The following is an 18,816-nucleotide window of genomic DNA, read 5'->3' on the forward strand; positions in this document are numbered from 1 at the left end:
ATGCTTACTCATCTCATACCTGCTGATGTTCCTCCACAAATGAGAGGAAAATTTTTAGAAATCCTTCATACTACTACCAATAGTACGGGAAGATTGATGCTCTTTGCAGGAGATCAAAAGGTTGAGCATCTCAATAATGATTTTTATGGACCAGGTATTCCTCCAGATGATAACGATCCTGAGCATCTTTTTAAAATTGCATCTCATGCGAAGATTGGTGTTTTTGCAACGCAATTTGGTCTCATTAGTCGCTATGCACCAGATTATAAAGATATTCCTTATCTTGTCAAACTCAACTCAAAAACGAATATCATCCCATATGATGCAAAAGATCCCTATTCCCAGCAATGGATCGAGGTAGAAGATGTATTAGAATTTGCACGCTATAGTGGTATTAATCTCAAAGGTTTTGGCAATACAGTCTATCTTGGAAGTGAGCATGAGCACAGTATGCTACGTGAAGCAGCTAATATTGTGCATAAAGCGCATAAAGCTGGACTTTTAGCAGTGCTTTGGATCTATCCAAAAGGAAAATTTATTAAAGATGAGCACGATCCCCATCTTATAGCTGGTGCAGCAGGCGTAGCAGCATGTCTTGGAGCAGATTTTGTAAAAGTCAAAGTCCCTTATAAAAACGCTCAACCTGATGCAAAACTGCTACGTGAAGCTACGCAGGCAGCTGGAAATTGTGGAGTATTATGTGAAGGTGGCAAAAAAATTGATGAAAAACTCTTTTTACAAAAGCTCTATGAGCAGATTCACATAGGTGGCACACGTGGAAATGGTACGGGGCGCAATATCCATCAAAGACCCCTTGCAGAGGCAATTAAAATGGCAAATGCAATTTATGCGATTACCTGTGAAGATAGAAGTGTAGAAGAAGCAGTAAAAATTTTGCAGCAATGAAAATAGTTGATCTTGGTAAAGTCATATATATTAATATTAACGATATTTTAGAAGACTATATGCTTTTAGCAAAAAATGGAGAAGATTATTTACTTTTATGCACACATGATCCGGTCTATACAATTGGATGTGAAAAATATCGTTGTAATCTCCCGTTCATTCAAACAGATCGCGGAGGTTCAATAACCTACTTTGATGAAGGAACACTTATGCTCTACTTTGCTTGCAAAGTTTTTACTCCAGCCAAATTCTACGCAAAAGCATTGCAAGCAGTAGAAAGATTTTTTTCAAATTTTCCTTTAGAAATTTATTACGATAAAAAGCGTCCCGGATTTTATATCCAAAATCGCAAAATCGCTTCACTAGGATTTCGCTATAAAAACGGTGTAAGCAAACATGGAGTCTCCCTCCATATCTCCCCAAATCTTGAAAATTTCAACAAAATTGCTCCCTGCGGCTTAGAAGGTATAGTGGCAACATCTTTGCAAAATGAAGGTATAGAACTCTCAATCGATAAAGCAAAAGAGTTAGCAATAAAGGCAGTTTGTAATGTATTTGAAGCCTAAAGTTAAAGCCCCCGCCCCAGAACTCATTGATACTACATTGAAGATACTCCAAAAAAACAGAGTCAATACAATCTGCCTTGAATCACACTGTCCCAATATTACAGAGTGTTTTCATAGAAAAACCGCAACTTTCTTGATTCTTGGCGATATCTGTACGCGCGCATGTAAATTTTGCTCTGTCAAACATGCAAAACCTCAGCCACTTGATCCAACTGAACCACAAAGAGTCGCACAAGCAGTGAAAGAGTTAAAACTATCCTATGTAGTTATCACTTCAGTAGATAGAGACGATTTACTAGATTATGGAGTATCAGAATTTGTGGCAGTTACACAAGCTATAAAAGAGCAAACAGATGCAAAGATTGAACTTCTCACGCCAGACTTTAAGGCAAAAAGCGAACTTCTTGCACAAATAATTGCTGCAAAACCTTACAAACTTGCTCACAATATCGAAACAGTTGAGCGTCTCAGTAAAAATATAATGCCAGGATGTAGCTATAAAAAAAGTCTCAAAGTACTTGAGACGTATGCCAAAAGTGGCATTATTACCAAATCTTCTCTTATGGTTGGTTTAGGTGAAACAGAGCAAGAGATCTATGCAACCTTGCAAGATTTACGTAGTGTTGGAGTACAACAGCTGACGATTGGGCAATATCTTCAGCCAACCCCCTATCAACTCCCTGTACAAAAATATTATAGCACTGAAGAGTTTGAGCAACTGCGTCAGCAAGCTCTAGCTTTAGGATTTTTAGCAGTGGAATCTGGTGCTTTGGTAAGAAGCAGTTACTATGCAGATAAATTATAAGGATAGTTATGAAAGAGTTTGAAGTCTATCAAATCCTTGATAAATATGGAATAAAAACACCAAAATATGAGATTTTTGATATTGATAAGCCACTCTACTTCGATTCATTTCCAGCAGTAATTAAAATTGCTTCAGATAAGGTCATTCATAAAAGCGATGTTGGAGGTGTTATTATAGGCGTTGATTCTCAAGATGAACTGGAAAACGCTCGTAATAAAATTACACAAAATTTGCAAAATCATGGAATTTTTTTGGATATGCATGACAAATTTATTGTTGAAGAGATGGTAAGAGGTGAAGAATTTTATATCGGAGGTATTTATGATGTCACTTTTGAAGAGGTTCTGCTCTTTGGAAAAGGCGGTACACTCCTAGAAGTGGAGAAAGATATCTGCTATATCGATACTTACGCAGATAATGATGAGATTATTCGCAGTTTCAAAACTACAAAAATCTCTAAAATATTTCCACAATTTCGTGGAAAAGAGTATAAAATCGAGTATGTTATAGATACGATACGAAAGTTTCAAAATCTTTTCTTGAGTGAAAATATAGTAGAGTTTGATGTCAATCCTCTTATTTATACTGAAGATGGTTTTATTGCAGTTGATGCAAGAATTAAACAGGGAAAAAAAGAAAAACGAGAAAATCGACATAGGAGCCTTGATCTTTTTTATAACAATATAATAGCTATTTTTGGAGCAACAGATAAAGAGGAGAAAGTTGGTTATGCAATTGCCAAAAATGCTCTTTCTTCCAAATCAAAAGTCTATTTTGTCAATCCTCATCTTGATGAACTTTTTGGTAAAAAAGTCTATAAAAATATTGATGAGCTTCCACCTATTGATACCGCCGTTATTGCCATTCCCGCAAAATATGTAGTGAATCTTATTGAAGAGCTTGCACAAAAGGGAGTGAAAAACTTCATAGTTATCTCAGCTGGATTCAAAGAGAGTGGAAATGTTCAAGATGAAGAGCGCCTTTCTGAGCTTGCAAAAAGATTTAATATTAATATCATTGGTCCAAACTGTCTTGGGATATATAATGCTTCCAAAAGGCTTAATCTCACCTTTGCAAAAACCGATATTTTGCCTGGAGACATCGCTCTCGTTTCTCAATCAGGAGCAGTTTTGGCTGCTCTTATCGATAAAGCCACCTCTCACTCTATCGGTTTTTCTCATATTATTTCTCTGGGCAATATGGCCGATTTTGATTTTGCAGATGCGATAGAAGAGCTCAATACCAAAGAGGAGTGTCGTTTTATTAACATTTACGCTGAAGGACTAAAGGACGGCAAAAGCTACCTTCAAGCCATCCGAGCATCAAAAAAGCCTGTCTTTGTTTATAAAGCCGGCAAAACGAAAGAGGCAAAAAAAGCAGCATTTTCCCATACCGGCAACATCAGCGGAAACTATGAGATGTTGGTCGGGCTTAGTTATGCAGCAGGTGCTGTCATTAAAAAAGATATCGATGAACTGATCTTTGCTTCACAATTTGAGCAGTTTACAGAAGTGCTCATTATAACCAATGCTGGAGGTCCCGGGACCATTTTGACCGACATCGTGGTACAGCAAGGCAAAAAAATGTATGAGCTCTCAAATAAAGAGATAAAGCGGCTGGATACCGTTTTACCGCCTACTTGGTCCCATAACAACCCTGTGGACATTATAGGCGATGCCACAGCAAAGCGTTACAAAGCGGCACTTGATATTTTGTATAAGCCCAATATTCTTATCTTCATCCTCGCAACACCACAACTGATGACAGATGGATTGGCGATTGCGAAGGCTATTGGCAAAAAAGCAAATATTGTTCCCGTATTTTTTGGTGAAGACTCTTTTCAAGAGGCTTTTGAGTATTTTAAGCATGAAAAAATCCTCTATTTTAATGATTTAGAAAACGTAGCAAATATATTATAAGGAGTTGGTATGAGCGAATATATCAAATGGTTTAGTGAGATTGGTGTAAAAGATGTTGCTGAAGTTGGAGGGAAAAACGCAAGTTTGGGAGAGATGTACAATCATCTCACTCCACTAGGAGTAAAGGTGCCTAACGGATTTGCAGTGACTGCAACTGCTTACAAACACTATCTTGATGCAAATAATTTATGGGAGCCTTTACAAAAACTCTTTGAGGATTTCGACCCAGATGATATCGATCAGCTGAAAAAGGTTGGCAAGACAGCCCGTGAGATGATTATGAAAGGAGAAGTCCCACAAGATCTAAAAGAGGAGATTCTCAAAGGGTATGAAGAGCTAAAAAATGAGTATGGAGAAGATGTCAGTTTGGCTGTAAGAAGCTCAGCAACGGCCGAAGACTCCCCTACCGCCTCCTTTGCAGGACAAAATGAAACCTATCTCAATATCAAAGGCGATAAAAATCTTTTATGGGCGTACAAAATGTGTCTTGCATCCAATTTTACCGATAGATCTATCAACTATAAGTATGTCCACCATTTTGATCCAATGAAAGTCTATCTTTCTGTTGTAATTATGAAGATGGTGCGAAGCGATCTTGGAAGCAGTGGCGTAATGTTTAGCATCGATACAGAAACCGGATTTCGCGATGTGGTTTTCATCAATGCTGCCTGGGGGCTTGGAGAAAATGTGGTACAAGGAACTATCGATCCGGATGCTTTCTATGTACACAAACCTACCTTTAAAAAGGGCTATAGGACAGTTCTTAAACGAAAAAGAGGCTCTAAAGAGAAGATGATGGTCTTTAGTGAAACACTTGAGAGAGCAAACCTAGCTGAGCAGTTTACGAAAAATATCCCTACTCCAATTGAAAAAAGAATGAAATTTGCAATAACGGATGATGAAATTTTAAAGCTGGCAGACTGGGCGATGAAGATTGAGGAGCACTACAGCGAAGTAAACAATCGGTATACCCCTATGGATATGGAGTGGGCAAAAGATGGCATTGATGGAGAGCTTTATATGGTGCAAGCTAGACCCGAAACAGTCCACTCCCAAGAGAAAGTCACCCAGTTCGAAATTTACAGACTCAAAGAAAAAGGCAAAGTTCTTCTAACTGGCAATGCCGTAGGTGAAAAAATAGGAGCTGGCAAAGTAAAAATAATGTTTTCGATGGCTGAAGCGGATAAGTTTGAAGAGGGTGATGTTCTTGTAGCACCAACTACAAGCCCGGATTGGGAACCTGTCATGAAAAAGGCAAGTGCCATCATCACTGAGACGGGAGGCAGAACTTGTCATGCAGCGATTGTAAGCCGAGAGCTTGGAAAGCCGGCAGTGGTTGGAGCAAAGAATGCTACAAAAGTACTCCATGACAATCAGCCAGTAACTGTCAGTTGCGCAGAAGGTGAAATTGGAAAAATTTATGAAGGAATACTTCCCTTTGAAGTAGAAAAAGTGGATATTTCCAAACTGCCTCGACCAAAAACAAAAATCATGATGAATTTAGGCAATCCCGAACTTGCCTTTAGCTTAGCGAAACTGCCAGTAGATGGTATAGGTCTAGCACGAATGGAATTTATCATAAACAACTACATCAAAGCACACCCAATGGCAATAAAACATCCAGAGATGCTTAGTGATACAGAACGAGCTCTCATAGATGAACTTGCATTTCCTTTTGAAGGCGATGCAGAGGACTTTTTCATAAAGACTCTCAGTGAAGGAGTGGCGACAATCGCAAGCTGCGTATATCCAAAAAAATGTATTGTCAGAATGAGTGATTTTAAATCCAATGAATATGCAAATCTTCTTGGAGGCCGCCATTTTGAGCCGATTGAAGATAACCCGATGCTAGGATTCAGGGGTGCTGCACGCTATACTCATCCAAATTATGCTGAGGGGTTTGAGTTAGAGTGCAAAGCGATGAAACGGGCCACCCAGGAAATGGGATTTGACAATATTGTCTTGATGATACCATTTTGCCGAAGGGTTGATGAAGCAAAACGGGTTAAAAAGGCAATGGTTGAGCATGGCTTAGGCAATGTTGAAATCTATATGATGTGCGAGATTCCAAACAACGTTATACAGATTGATGCGTTTTTGCAAATATACGATGGGATAAGTATTGGAACCAATGACCTGACACAGCTCACACTCGGAGTCGATAGGGACAGTGAAATAGTTTCATTTGATTATGATGAAAGAGATGAAGGTGTCAAAAAGATGGTACAAATGGCAGTCGAAGGAGCAAAAAGAAATGGTAAATACTCCGGGCTTTGCGGACAGGCTCCTTCAGACTATCCGGAGTTTGCTGAGTTTTTAGTAAAAATTGGAATTGAGTCTATGAGTCTCAATCCTGACAGCGTCCTTAAAATCATAAAAGATGTGGCGGAGATGGAAAATGACAATTGAGATTAGTTATGGTGCAGCCGAAGTAGTAACGGGTTCATGCCATTTTGTCAAATTTGATGATGGCACGAAAGTTTTAGTTGATTGTGGAATGTTCCAAGGACTTGATGAGTGGAAAAACTATGAACCTTTAGGTTTTGATCCAAAAGAGATCGATTATCTTCTTGTCACACATGGGCATCTTGATCATGTAGGACGTATCCCACTACTCTATAAAGGTGGTTTTAGAGGAAAAATCATTGCAACTCCGGCCACATTTGAACTCATGAAGATCGTCCTTTTAGATACTGCCCATCTTATGAGCGAAGATTATGCAACAGCTTTTAAAAAGGCGCAACGCCGTGGTGAAGAAGAGAGTGTAAAAAAACCCCTCTACACCAAAGAAGATGTAAAAGCTACCTTGCGGCTTCCTCGCCGCAATATCAACTATGGGCAAACTATCAAACTTGGATCAAATATTCATGTACGATATAAAGATGCAGGGCATATTATAGGGGCTGCTTTTATCGAGATAACATATAGGGATGGCAATATTCAAAAACATGTAGTTTTCAGTGGAGATATTGGCAATCAGCAAGTCAAACTCAATCCTCCACCTCAAACACCTTTTGCCTCTCCAAATGTTTTTGTGGAAAGTACTTATGGAGATAGACTCCACAAAGACTATGCATCAAGTGTTGCAGAGTTTAAAGAGGCTGTTCTTAAAACGCTTAAACACAATGGTTCAGTACTTATTCCCTCTTTTGCTATTGAGCGGACTCAGCAGCTGCTCTGTATTCTTGGACAAATGTCACGCAAAGGTGAGCTTCCACATCACACTGAAGTCTTTCTTGATTCACCAATGGCTATCAAAACAACAAAAGTATATGAAAAATACAAATATCTTCTCTCAGATTATTGCAAAAACCTTCATGAACCTTTTTCTTTTCCAAATCTCCGCTTTGCAACTACAACAAATGCATCAAAACGTATTAACGGTAAAAAAGGCCCTATGATTATCATAGCTGGAAGTGGAATGTGCAACGGTGGACGCATTTTACACCATTTTAAACACCGCATTTGGGACAAGCGTAATACTGTAATTTTTGTAGGATATCAAGCTGAAGGAACACTTGGAAGAGAGATCATTGAAGGAGCACAATTCATAGAGATTTATGGCGAACGTATTAAAGTCAATGCGCAAATTTATACAATCAATGGATTTTCAGCACATGCAGATCAAAAAGAACTGACAAATTGGCTCAGCGCGATAGATGGTCTTAAAAAGATTTTTCTCATTCATGGAGAAGAAGATAAACAGCATATTTTCAAAAAACATCTTATACAGACACTTCACAAAAAGGTGCATATAGTTAAACAGGGTGAAATTATTCATCTTTAATTTAAAAATAGATACTATAAATAAATAAAAATTTGAGGAGAACATATGAAAAAAGTAGCAATAAATGGTCTTGGTAGAATCGGCAAACTGGTACTTTGGCACTACATTGTTAATAAGCCAAAAAATGTAGAAATTTGTGTGGCTAATGGAGGCAGCGGAACTGCTGAAGATTTAGCATATATGCTCAAATTTGATACAGTACATGGGAAATTCCCAGCTCCAATAGAATATGGCGAAGACTACCTTAAAGTTGGAGATCAAGAGATTAAACTTGTAACAGGCAGAGATCCCGAAAAGTTACCTTGGAATGAGCTTGGAGTTGATATAGTATTGGAGTGTACAGGCCATTTCACCAAAAGAGATGATGCAGCAAAACACTTAAAAGCTGGAGCTAAAAAAGTAATCATCTCAGCACCAAGCAAAGATGCAGAGCTTACAATCGTAATGGGAGTCAATCAAGACTGGTACGATCCAGCTAAACATGATGTAATTTCAAATGCAAGCTGTACTACTAACTCTTTAGCCCCTGCAATTAAAGTCCTTAATGACAATTTTGGAATTGAGAGTGCACTTGTAACAACTGTCCATGCGTACACCTCTTCTCAAGCAACAGTTGATAGAAAAAATCCTGGAAAACACAGACGTGGAAGAGCAGCTGCTGCAAACATCATCCCTACAACTACTGGAGCTGCTATTGCAACAACAAAAGTTATTCCTGAACTGCAAGGCAAAATGAATGCATTGGCCCTCAGAGTGCCTGTTCCCGATGTTGCAATCACTGACATCAGTGCAACACTCAAAAAAGAGGTAAGCACTGAAGATGTAAACAAAGCTTTTGAAGAGGCGATGAATGGTAACCTCAAAGGAATTTTGGAAATTACTTATGATGAAGTAGTTTCAAGTGATATTGTCAATAATCCACACTCCTCTATTATTGATGGACTATCCACACTAGTAGTCGATGGCAACAAGGTAAAAGTATTTGCATGGTATGACAATGAATATGGATACTCTGGACGCCTTCTTGAACTTGCTGATTTTGTTGCAGAAAGGATGTAAATGAAACTAGTTTTAATTAGACATGGTCAAAGCGAATGGAATGCAAAGAATCTTTTTACTGGTTGGATTGATGTAGAACTGAGTGAAAAGGGAAAAGAGGAAGCAAAAAAGGCTGGAAAACTTCTTAAAGAAGCAGAAATTTTTCCAAATATCTGCTATACATCATATCTCAAACGTGCTATTCATACTGCTCAAATTGCTCTGGGTGAGCTTGGATGGGAGCATATTGATGTACTCCGCAGCTGGAAGCTTAATGAGCGCCACTATGGAGATTGGCAAGGGAAAAATAAAAATGAAGTCAAAGAGAAGTATGGAGAAGAACTCTTTATGGCAGTGCGTCGTGGTTATGATACTCCTCCACCTCCGATTGAAGAGAGTGAACCCGATTTTGAAGAACGCTATCCTGTAGATCTAAAATATGCAAATATCGGCTATCACCCAAAAAGTGAATCTTTGAAAGATACAAGAGAACGAGTGATAGAGTATTTTTATGAAGAGATTGTTCCATCACTATTGGTTTATGGTGATGTAATGATTGCTGCACATGGTAACTCTCTACGTGCACTCATTATGTATTTAGAAAATATTGCTCCAGAAGATATTCATAAAATTGAGATCCCTACTGGCACTCCAATTGTTTACGATCTAACAAAAGAGCTCAAAATCAAAAATAAAACCATTTACAACCACTAAGAGGGTTCTTCCCTCTTTTGTTATAATACGCTCTAAAAAAGGAGCATTTATATTGGAATATAGAGCATACAACGCCAAAAGTTTTAAAAAAATCCCTCAAATACAGCAATTTTTGTCTTCCGAAGATATTGAAAATATTGAAATTGCAGCACTTGTTTTTCCATTTAAAATTAATAATTATCTTATTGATAAACTCATCGATTGGAAAAACTATCAAAACGATCCCATTTTTCGCCTCGTTTTTCCTCACAAAGATATGCTCTTTACTCAAGACTTTGAAAGACTTAAAACTTTATATAAAAAAGGTAACATAGAGGCTTTAAACAAAGCTATTTATGATATACGTATGCGGATGAATCCTCATCCAGCTGATCAAAAAAGCAATGTCCCCACCATCAATGGCAAAGAGCTTACAGGCTCACAGCATAAATATAAAGAGACTATTCTTTTTTTTCCAAAACAGGGACAAACGTGCCATGCATACTGTAGTTTCTGTTTCAGATGGCCTCAATTCACGGGGATGAACGAGCTTAAATTTGCCATGAAAGAAGTAGATCTATTAATAGAATACATTAAAGCTCATTCTACTATTACGGATCTCATATTTACCGGTGGCGATCCGCTCATTATGAGCACAAAACTGCTTCGCAGCTATATTGAGCCTATCTTAAAAGCAAACATCCCGCATTTACAAAATATCCGTTTTGGTACAAAAACACTAGGTTTTTGGCCATACAGATTTTTAACTGATAGTGATGCGGATGATTTACTCAAACTATTTGAAGAGATTGTAGAACATGGATACCATTTAGCCTTTATGGCTCACTTCAACCATTACCGAGAACTTGAAACGGATGAAGTAAAAGAAGCAGTAAAACGTATCCAGCAAACAGGAGCCATTATCCGAACCCAAGCTCCTATCTTACGCCATATCAATGATAGTAGCCAAGTATGGGAAAAAATGTGGAAAAAACAGGTGCACATGGGAATGGTTCCATACTATACGTTTATAGCTAGAGATACAGGAGCACAACACTACTTTGGCATTCCTTTGGTAGAAGCTTGGAAGATTTTTAAAGATGCCCTTTCAAATGTCAGCGGATTAGCTAGAACAGTCCGAGGGCCAAGTATGAGTGCAGCTCCTGGAAAAATTGCTGTTAGTGGTGTAAGTGAAATCAACGGAGAAAAAGTAATTGTGCTGAATATGCTTCAAGCTAAAAATCCTAATCTTGTAGATATTCCATTTTTTGCGAAGTATGATGAAAATGCTCAATGGATTGATGAATTAAAACCTGCCTTTAGTGAGAAGTTTTTGTTTGAGAAGTAGGCAGAGGCCTACTTCTTGTAAAAGAGATAGTATAGACTCGGTAAGACAAGAAGCGTCACAAGGGTTGAAGTAACAATACCACCTACAACAACCACAGCCAGTGGATACTCGATCTCACTTCCAACGCCCGTTGCATACAGAAGCGGTAAAATACCAAAAAGCGTCGTCATTGCTGTCATCAAAACGGGTCTAAGTCTAAGAAGCGTTGCATCCTTGACTAAAATTTGCATCTTCACATCAGGAAAACGTTTTTTAAGCTCTTCTATGAAACTTACTAGCACGATACCATTGAGTACCGCAATGGCAATGATGACGATAAAGCCGATAATTGCAGCAATGGAGAGGTAAATATCGGTAATCAACACTGCAATAATTGAACCTATAATGCCAAGAGGAACGCCAAGCAAGATGATTGTTGCTTTCTTGAAGCTATTAAAAGCTGTGTAGAGTAAAAGGAGTATCAACAGCAACACTACAGGAATAATAACAGCCAGTTTTTTTGTCGCTTCTTGCATGTTTTTAAAGTCACCTACCCACTGGATATAGTATCCTGCTGGAAAATGCAGATTTTTATGAATCTTTTCATTGGCTTCTTTCACAAAAGAAGCGATATCGCGCCCTTCCACATCAAAGGATATAAGCATATAGCGTGAGAGATTTTCTCGTTTTATAAAGGATGGTCCTTGAATGATTTGGATATCTGCTACTTCTTTGAGACGAGCCACTTTGCCGTCTGGGGCTCTTAACAAAATATTTTGCAAACTTTCAATATCACGCTCTCCTTTTGGCTTGATAACAATAGGGAACCTCTTAATCCCTTCAAATTTATCGGTTATCGCATCTTCACCCAAAAGGTACCGCACCACATCCATAATATCTTCAGCAGTCAATGAGAATCTCGCCATCGCTAAGTAGTTTGGTTTGATCACAATTTGAGCTTGCCCAAGTTGCGATTCGATCTCAATCGATTTTAGCCCATCGATGTGCGAAAGAATATCTTTGATTTTTGATGCAAGAGTTGCTAGTACTTTTTGATCCTCTCCAAAGATTTTTACAGCAAGCTCTGCTTTGACCCCCTCTAGCAGCTCTTCTATACGCATAGCAATTGGCTGCGTTGGAACAAACTGTACAAAGTCATAGCGCTTCTCAAGCTCTTCGCTCATTTTTGCCTCTAACGCTTTGATATCAAACTCTTTTTTCTTAAGTCCCACCAAAATTTCCATATAGTTTGGACCGGCAGTTTCGCCCTTTTCGCTTCTTCCAATCATCGCCAAAACAAAATCCACATACTCTGGATACTCTTTTTTTATGAAGTTTTCTATATCTTTACTCAGTCCCACCGTTTGAGACAGAGCCGTTCCAGGGATGGCGATAACACGATACATGATAGACTCTTCATTGAGTTTTGGCATAAATTCGCGCCCTTGCTGCGTAAGCAGATATGCTAATATTCCAAAAAGGATAAACGAAATTGCTACTACACTCTTTGCATATTTCAAAGCTCCCACAAGCAGTGGTGTATAAAGCTTTTTGATCCAAACCACAAGTGGCGATTCGCTAAATTTTACCGGCTTTAAAAGATAGTAGTTCAAAACGGGAACCAAAATAAGAGCCACAACAATGGAAGCGAGCATCACAAATACGATATTAATAGCCATAGGTGCATAGAGCTTTCCTGTAAGACCTCCGAGACTCAAAAGCGGAACAAAGGTTGCGGCGATAATGAAAATGGCAAAAATAACCGGTTTTGTTACCTGCGCTGCAGCCTCTGCTATGAGCTTCAGTTTGGATTCCTTTGGATGCTCTTGAATAAGCCTAAAAGAGTTTTCTACGACAACTATCGTACCATCAACGATCATGCCAATTGCAATCGCTAGACCACTGAGACTCATAAGATTTGCGCTCATACCAAAATAGTCCATCATCAAAAAAGCGATAAGCAAGGAGATAGGAAGTGATAATACAACTATAAAAGCGCTTCTGACTTCAAACAAAAACAAGAACAAAATAACACTCACAAGCACCGCACCCATAATTAAAGAAGAGGTCATTGTATGGACTGCTTTTTTGGTAATTTCACTTCTATCATAAATTGTCTGGACTCTTACATTTTTTGGAAGTGCAGCGTTGATCTCTTTGACTTTCTCTTTGAGTCTATCTACTACTTTGGCTGCATTGGTACCGGTTCTTTGCAGTACCATTCCAAACATCGTCTCTTTTCCATTGAGAGTCACCGCACCAAAACGCATTCTTTTGCCCTCTTTAACAACTGCCACATCTTCAATTTTGATAGCCTTGATACCCGAAGATTTGATGACACTCTTGCGTATTTGATCAAGATTTTCATAAAAGCCGCTGCCTCGTATGATATACTGCTCTTTGTTAAATTCTAAATACTGTCCCCCTGCACTTTTGTTTGTTCTTTGCAGTGCATCAATCACATCTTCATACGTCACTTTCAAAGCTTGCAGTTTTTTAGGATCAATCACAACTTCAATCTGCTTTTCAAATCCGCCCCATCCGATAACCTCTTCTACTCCATCAACAGTTTTGAACATAGGGCGTACTAAAAAGTCTTGCAACTCTCTAAGCTTCGTTAATGAAACACCATCACCTTTGAGCTGATACCAAAACACCTGACCCAGTCCAGTGGTGTTTGGTCCTGTAACAGGCTTTCCAAAACCTTTTGGTATATCGACGGTTGCGAGTCTTTCGCTCACAAGCTGACGTAAAAAGTAGATATCGTATTTGTCTTCAAAAAAGATGCTTACATAACTGAGACCAAAAATGGAATTAGACATTATCAGTTTTACTCCAGGAAGTCCAGCCATAGCCGATTCAATCGGATAGGTGATGAGTCTTTCGATGATTTCAGGGCTGTTGCCCGGGCTTTCAGTATAGATAATCACCTGTTTGGGAGTGATATCCGGAAATGCATCTACCGGAATCTCTTTGTACGCCCTGTACCCCAATACCCCTACAAGGATAAAAAAAGCCAATACTAAAAAGCGATATTTGATAAAGGTTTCAAAAAATTTCATACTCTCTCCTTAATCCTCATCGCCGATGCTTTCTTTCAAAAGCCGTGATTTATAGAGATAAATATCTTTATCGATATACTCTTGATTTGGCTTTAATCCATCAATTACCGCATACTTCCCTACAAAATCGATGAGTTTCACGACATGGGGTTCAGGCTCTTTGGATGGAAGAAACACGACCCAGTCGCCATTTAACATAGTCAAAGCGCTTCTTTTAACGGCAAGCACTTTTTTATATGGAGCTGACTCTATCTGAATATCTCCAAACGCACCGATGAGAAGCTCTTTATTGGTTTTTGGAAGTTCAAACAGAAGTTTCGCTTGTACCGTCTCTTCATCAACTCTTGGTAATATTTTTATAAAACTTGCTTTGAAACTGTAGGGTCCGAGATGAAAAATCGCCCGTATATCTTTTAGACGCAGTGCATCTTCAACACTTAAGAATGCTACAAGATAGTAGCGAGACTGACTGAGAATCTCTACCAATGGTATTGTGCTTTTGACATTGGTATGCACCGGAACCAAAATCTTTTGCACTGTTCCATCAGCATGAGAGGTGATTGTGTAGTACTCCACCGGTTTTGTAACCTTTGTGATACCGAGTATTTTAAGTTGGAGTTTAAGAGAAGTGAGATCATTTTCTTTGTCTTTGAGGGTAGTTTTGAGTTTTGCCAGATCGTTATAACTCATGATCCCTTTTTTATACAGAGCCTTTGCATTCTCGTATCGTTTTTTCAAAACCGCCACTTCATTTTGAAGAGTCAAATAGCGTGATGTCATTTCGCTCAAGACGAAAGATTTGATACGTGCTATTTTTTGCCCTTTTTTGACACTGTCACCCTCTTTGACAAAATAGTTTTCAATATGCCCAGGAATTTGTGTAACGATATTTTGCGTAAGATTTTTAAGTGTCACAACCTGGGCACTAGTGTTATAGAGTTTGCCAAGCTCGATATACTGCACTTTTGCATTGGCAAAGAGTGAAATTGTTGTAATGAGAAATAGTATAAGCTTAATCATTGTATCGTCCTTTTATGTAATTTATCTGGATTTGATTGAGATTGAGCATGAAGAGTTTTTTTACGATCTCTTTTTCGATAGAAATATACGCTTTTTGAGCATCTAAAATATCAAGGAGTGTACTTTGATCAATTTTGTAGCTTTCAATATAAAGATCCAAAAGCTCTTTTTGCTTCTTTTTTGTTTTTTGAAGCAAATCCAAACTCTTTTGAATCATTTGGGCCTGCTTTTGAAGCCCCTGTAGTTCTACTTCAAAGCGTTTTTTTAAAAGTTCTAAATCTAAAGCAGCACTGTTTGCTTGCATTTTTGCGATTGCAACCTCTTGTTTGGGTTTGTTGATTGGAAGAGGAATGGATATGCCGGCGCGAAGGATCCCTGAGTTTGGCTCTTTTTCATAATTGACTGTAAAATTTATCCTTTTTATAGTATGGCCTTGTTCTTTTGCTAAATATAAAAAGCGATTTTTATTTTTTTCATACCAGACCAGTTCTGCAGGATTGATCTGACCCGAAAAGTCAAAGTGCTCATACAAAAAGCCATTTGGCTCAATATTACCCGAAAATCCGGCATACCTTTGCAATTGCATCTTTGCTTCGATCACACTATTTTGCGTATCAATAAATTTTTTTTGGAGTGTCAACAATTTTGTTTGCAGTTTGAGCACATCTATTTTTTTGCCATATCCTTTGGCATATTTCTCTTCTGCTATAGAAAGTAGTCGTTTATAGATAGCTATCTGAGAATGAATAGGCTTCAGTAATTTGTTTTGATACACATAGCGCGTATAGAGAAGCTCAAGATTTTTTAGAAATCTGGCTTTCAAAACGAACTCGTACGCTTTTTGCACCTCTACTTCACTCACTGCCCTTTTTTTGAGATCTTTCAGATAATCTGGCAGCCTGTAGGGTATCTGCAACGTTGTCTCAAATCCGCTGCCATCTTCGTACCTGCTTCCCAAGAGTTCCAATTGGGGGTTGAAGGGGCGTAAAAGTTTTGCTTGGCTCTCTTTTGCAATCGTAATTTTGCCTTTTTGTTGCAAAAGTTTTGGAAATTGTTCCAAAGCTTCTTGTTTGAAAGTCTGAAAATTGGCTCCAAAAACAAAGCAGACAGTGATACTTGTGAGCAAAATCGCTCTTCTCATCGTTTCTCCTTTTTGAGTACTTTTCCAGTTTGTGCATCGATCCAAAGGTAATAATGCTTCGTCCATACTTCAAAATAGATGGTATTGATTTGATGTTTTAGACGCTTGTATTCTATTTTTTCACTAGTTATCTGTTTTGTTATTTTTTCTGGATCGATTTTTACATATTGTTTCAATAGCTTTTGTTGTTTTATCCGAATGGATGGCTTTTGGTTATATTTATGGATCTCGTAGTGCTCCACTTTTCCAAAAGAAACTATCGCTAATAGAAAACTAATAAGTATTATTTTCATAATAAACTCCTTGTTGAATATGTTTTTTTAAATAATAAAAATAAAAATTTATGATTTATAAATAATTAGGAGTTTTTTGGAGGTTTGAGTAAAGAGAAGGAGTGTTGTTGAAAATAGTAAGAAAGAAGTAGATCTATTTTTGCATTCTGTTTTGGAAAATCTATTGTAATCTTTGTTGAAATAAATAGAGGCATATGAAAAACAAAATGATTATCGCAAATATCTCCTTTCTGGACTGGGTGGTCCATTTCATAAACAAACTCTTGGACATAATGATTATCATCACAATTAAAAAAGAATGCATGAGCGCTATTAAATACTAAAGAAAAGAGTAAAAGAAAATGTATAAATCTCTTTAACATCTTGCACACTTTTTGATATTTGGTATTTCAACTTTTCGTAATTCTTCCAAAAAAGGCTGGATAAGATAATTATCAGCTATAGAAAAAATACTCCATTTTCCTACTTTTTTACTTCTTAAAATTCCTGCTTCTCTAAGCTGCTTGAGATATTTAGAAGTAAGAGGCTGCGAAAAGCCAAGTGTATCACTTACTTCACATACACACACCTCTTTATAGCGATCGATAAACGCAAGAACTTTAAGTCTATTTATATCGCTTAAACCTTTTGCTACTATTGCTAACTTTTCTAAACGATCCATTTAACCTTCTTTAAAGCTTATTTATATCACACTTTCATTATATAACGTTTTTGTTATACAAGTCAAGGAGGAGTCATGAAAAAGATAATAGCAACATTTACGGTGTTTATTGGATTACTCAATGCATCAAGTGGAAAAGCAGTTTATCAAAAATATTGTGCAAGCTGTCATAACATTACGATGGAATGGGCAAATATGACAACAATGAAAGCACCACCTTTTTTAGAAGTTGCTCATAGAGTTAAAGCACACTATCCACGAAAAAAAGAGTTCATACGATTTGTAGTTGATTATATCCAAAACCCATCACGCGATAAAGGTCTTTGTATGCCTATGGCATTCAAACGATTTGGAGTGATGCCGCCAATTGGAAAAAGTATGAACGCTAAAGAGAGGAAAGCAGTTGCTGAGTATCTTTACTCTTTAAGTAAAAAGAGAGGCTTTTGCCCAGCACATGGAGGTTAATAATGGCATTTGTACAATCACTTTGGGAACTTACCAACGCCATGGCTATCTATATTCTCTTTGGTCTATTGATAGCAGGCATATTACATGAACTGGTCCCTGAAGAGTTCATTAAAAAACATCTTGGTAAAGACAATATTGCTTCAGTTATAAAAGCGACGCTGTTTGGTATTCCCATTCCAGTCTGCTCTTGCGGCGTCATACCTTTGGCACAAGCACTGCAAAAAAGTGGTGCGAGTAAAGGAAGTGTGCTAAGTTTTTTAATCTCTACTCCAATTACTGGAATTGATTCAATCTTGGCTACTTTTGGAATGTTTGGGTGGGTTTTTACCATCTATCGCATCGTTACATCATTTTTGATAGCCATAGCTGCAGGAATATTTGTTAACTTTTTTGACACTCAAAACAAAACACAAAACAGACCAAAATTCAGCATGCAGACTCAAAACCAAATGAAACCAATAACCTTTGCAATAAAGCAAGAGGAAAGTTGTGGCTGCAGTGATTGTGGATGCAGTGAAACGAAAAAAAAGAGTTTTTCTCTTAAACGTGCTCTGAGTTATGGATTTGTAACCTTACTTGGAGATATCGCAAAGCCTCTCTTTTGGGGTCTTATTATCGGAGCGGCTATCAGTGTAGCGATACCAGCAAATTTAGCCAACATTTTGGCTGAGTATACTTGGCTCTCCTACCTTTTAGCTGTTCTTATCGCTGTACCTATGTATGTTTGTGCCACTGCCTCCCTGCCAATAGCAGCAGCCTTGATGCTGGGTGGAGTGAGTGCTGGGGCTGCATTTGTATTCCTCAGTGCAGGCCCTGCTACAAATACCGTTACAATAGGTGTAGTCAAAAAAATGCTGGGAATGAAGTCGGTCGTTATTTATCTTACAACCATTGCCGTAGGCTCCATTCTTTTTGGCGTAGGACTAGATTTCATTTTTAGTGGAGTGGATGTGAGAAGCATTGTTCGTATAGAAAAAGAGGCTTCCATCTTTGCTGTTGCATCCTCAATCATTTTATGGAGTTTTATTCTCTACTTCTTGATAAAAGAGAAACTTGTTAAAAAAAGCTGCTGCACTGCTTAATTAAATCACCCTTAATTTATGCTGTAGGGTTTCCTACGGCACTCCACA

At 38.0% G+C, this 18,816-nt stretch carries 17 protein-coding genes; 11 read left to right on the forward strand and 6 right to left on the reverse strand.

Annotated features, from left to right (window positions below; translation table 11 throughout):
- The 9 genes from JG738_RS05730 to JG738_RS05770 are packed head-to-tail and all read left to right on the forward strand — an operon-like array spanning position 1 to position 11,062.
- Positions 1-906, forward strand: coding sequence for an aldolase (locus JG738_RS05730; RefSeq protein WP_201336977.1), 906 nt, complete (start codon positions 1-3; stop codon positions 904-906).
- A complete protein-coding gene (locus tag JG738_RS05735; protein WP_201336978.1) occupies positions 903-1,472 on the forward strand; it encodes a hypothetical protein in 570 nt (189 codons plus the stop codon). The genes JG738_RS05730 and JG738_RS05735 overlap by 4 nt, the downstream gene beginning before the upstream one ends.
- Complete coding sequence (lipA, locus tag JG738_RS05740) at positions 1,456-2,277, forward strand: lipoyl synthase (protein WP_201336979.1); 822 nt, start codon at positions 1,456-1,458, stop codon at positions 2,275-2,277. The genes JG738_RS05735 and lipA overlap by 17 nt, the downstream gene beginning before the upstream one ends.
- Positions 2,278-2,285: 8 nt before the next feature.
- A complete protein-coding gene (locus tag JG738_RS05745; RefSeq protein WP_201336980.1) occupies positions 2,286-4,196 on the forward strand; it encodes an acetate--CoA ligase family protein in 1,911 nt (636 codons plus the stop codon).
- A gap of 9 nt (positions 4,197-4,205) precedes the next feature.
- On the forward strand, positions 4,206-6,605 hold the full coding sequence (ppsA, locus tag JG738_RS05750; RefSeq protein WP_201336981.1) for a phosphoenolpyruvate synthase: 2,400 nt from the start codon (positions 4,206-4,208) through the stop codon (positions 6,603-6,605).
- Positions 6,595-7,983, forward strand: coding sequence for an MBL fold metallo-hydrolase RNA specificity domain-containing protein (locus tag JG738_RS05755; protein ID WP_201336982.1), 1,389 nt, complete (start codon positions 6,595-6,597; stop codon positions 7,981-7,983). Before ppsA ends, JG738_RS05755 begins: the two co-directional genes overlap by 11 nt.
- Positions 7,984-8,028: 45 nt before the next feature.
- Entirely contained in the window at positions 8,029-9,042 is a 1,014-nt protein-coding gene (gene gap / locus JG738_RS05760) for a type I glyceraldehyde-3-phosphate dehydrogenase (RefSeq protein WP_201336983.1), read from the forward strand.
- Complete coding sequence (locus tag JG738_RS05765) at positions 9,043-9,735, forward strand: 2,3-diphosphoglycerate-dependent phosphoglycerate mutase (protein WP_201336984.1); 693 nt, start codon at positions 9,043-9,045, stop codon at positions 9,733-9,735.
- 52 nt (positions 9,736-9,787) lie between these two features.
- Positions 9,788-11,062, forward strand: a complete 1,275-nt coding sequence (locus JG738_RS05770; protein ID WP_201336985.1) for a KamA family radical SAM protein — start codon at positions 9,788-9,790, stop codon at positions 11,060-11,062.
- Positions 11,063-11,070: 8 nt separating this feature from the next.
- On the opposite strand, the gene JG738_RS05775 is transcribed toward JG738_RS05770, so the two are convergent.
- The 6 genes from JG738_RS05775 to JG738_RS05800 form a co-directional block, all read right to left on the reverse strand.
- On the reverse strand, positions 11,071-14,103 hold the full coding sequence (locus JG738_RS05775; protein WP_201336986.1) for an efflux RND transporter permease subunit: 3,033 nt from the start codon (positions 14,101-14,103) through the stop codon (positions 11,071-11,073).
- Positions 14,104-14,112: 9 nt separating this feature from the next.
- Positions 14,113-15,123: an efflux RND transporter periplasmic adaptor subunit gene (locus JG738_RS05780; protein ID WP_201336987.1), complete on the reverse strand. Its 1,011-nt coding sequence runs from the start codon at positions 15,121-15,123 to the stop codon at positions 14,113-14,115.
- Positions 15,116-16,264: a TolC family protein gene (locus JG738_RS05785; protein WP_201336988.1), complete on the reverse strand. Its 1,149-nt coding sequence runs from the start codon at positions 16,262-16,264 to the stop codon at positions 15,116-15,118. The genes JG738_RS05780 and JG738_RS05785 overlap by 8 nt, the downstream gene beginning before the upstream one ends.
- Positions 16,261-16,557 carry a hypothetical protein gene (locus JG738_RS05790; protein ID WP_201336989.1) on the reverse strand — a complete coding sequence of 99 codons (297 nt, stop codon included), beginning with the start codon at positions 16,555-16,557 and terminating at the stop codon, positions 16,261-16,263. Before JG738_RS05790 ends, JG738_RS05785 begins: the two co-directional genes overlap by 4 nt.
- Positions 16,558-16,622: 65 nt before the next feature.
- Complete coding sequence (locus JG738_RS05795) at positions 16,623-16,919, reverse strand: hypothetical protein (protein ID WP_201336990.1); 297 nt, start codon at positions 16,917-16,919, stop codon at positions 16,623-16,625.
- On the reverse strand, positions 16,913-17,218 hold the full coding sequence (locus JG738_RS05800; RefSeq protein WP_201336991.1) for a helix-turn-helix transcriptional regulator: 306 nt from the start codon (positions 17,216-17,218) through the stop codon (positions 16,913-16,915). The genes JG738_RS05795 and JG738_RS05800 overlap by 7 nt, the downstream gene beginning before the upstream one ends.
- A gap of 75 nt (positions 17,219-17,293) precedes the next feature.
- Between JG738_RS05800 and JG738_RS05805 the strand changes: the two genes are divergently transcribed.
- A complete protein-coding gene (locus JG738_RS05805) occupies positions 17,294-17,683 on the forward strand; it encodes a cytochrome c (RefSeq protein ID WP_201336992.1) in 390 nt (129 codons plus the stop codon).
- Between the two features lie 2 nt (positions 17,684-17,685).
- Positions 17,686-18,768: an SO_0444 family Cu/Zn efflux transporter gene (locus tag JG738_RS05810; protein ID WP_201336993.1), complete on the forward strand. Its 1,083-nt coding sequence runs from the start codon at positions 17,686-17,688 to the stop codon at positions 18,766-18,768.
- Positions 18,769-18,816 lie beyond the last annotated feature (48 nt).

Source organism: Nitratiruptor sp. YY08-26 (assembly GCF_016593215.1).
Classification (GTDB): Bacteria; Campylobacterota; Campylobacteria; order Campylobacterales; family Nitratiruptoraceae; genus Nitratiruptor; species Nitratiruptor tergarcus.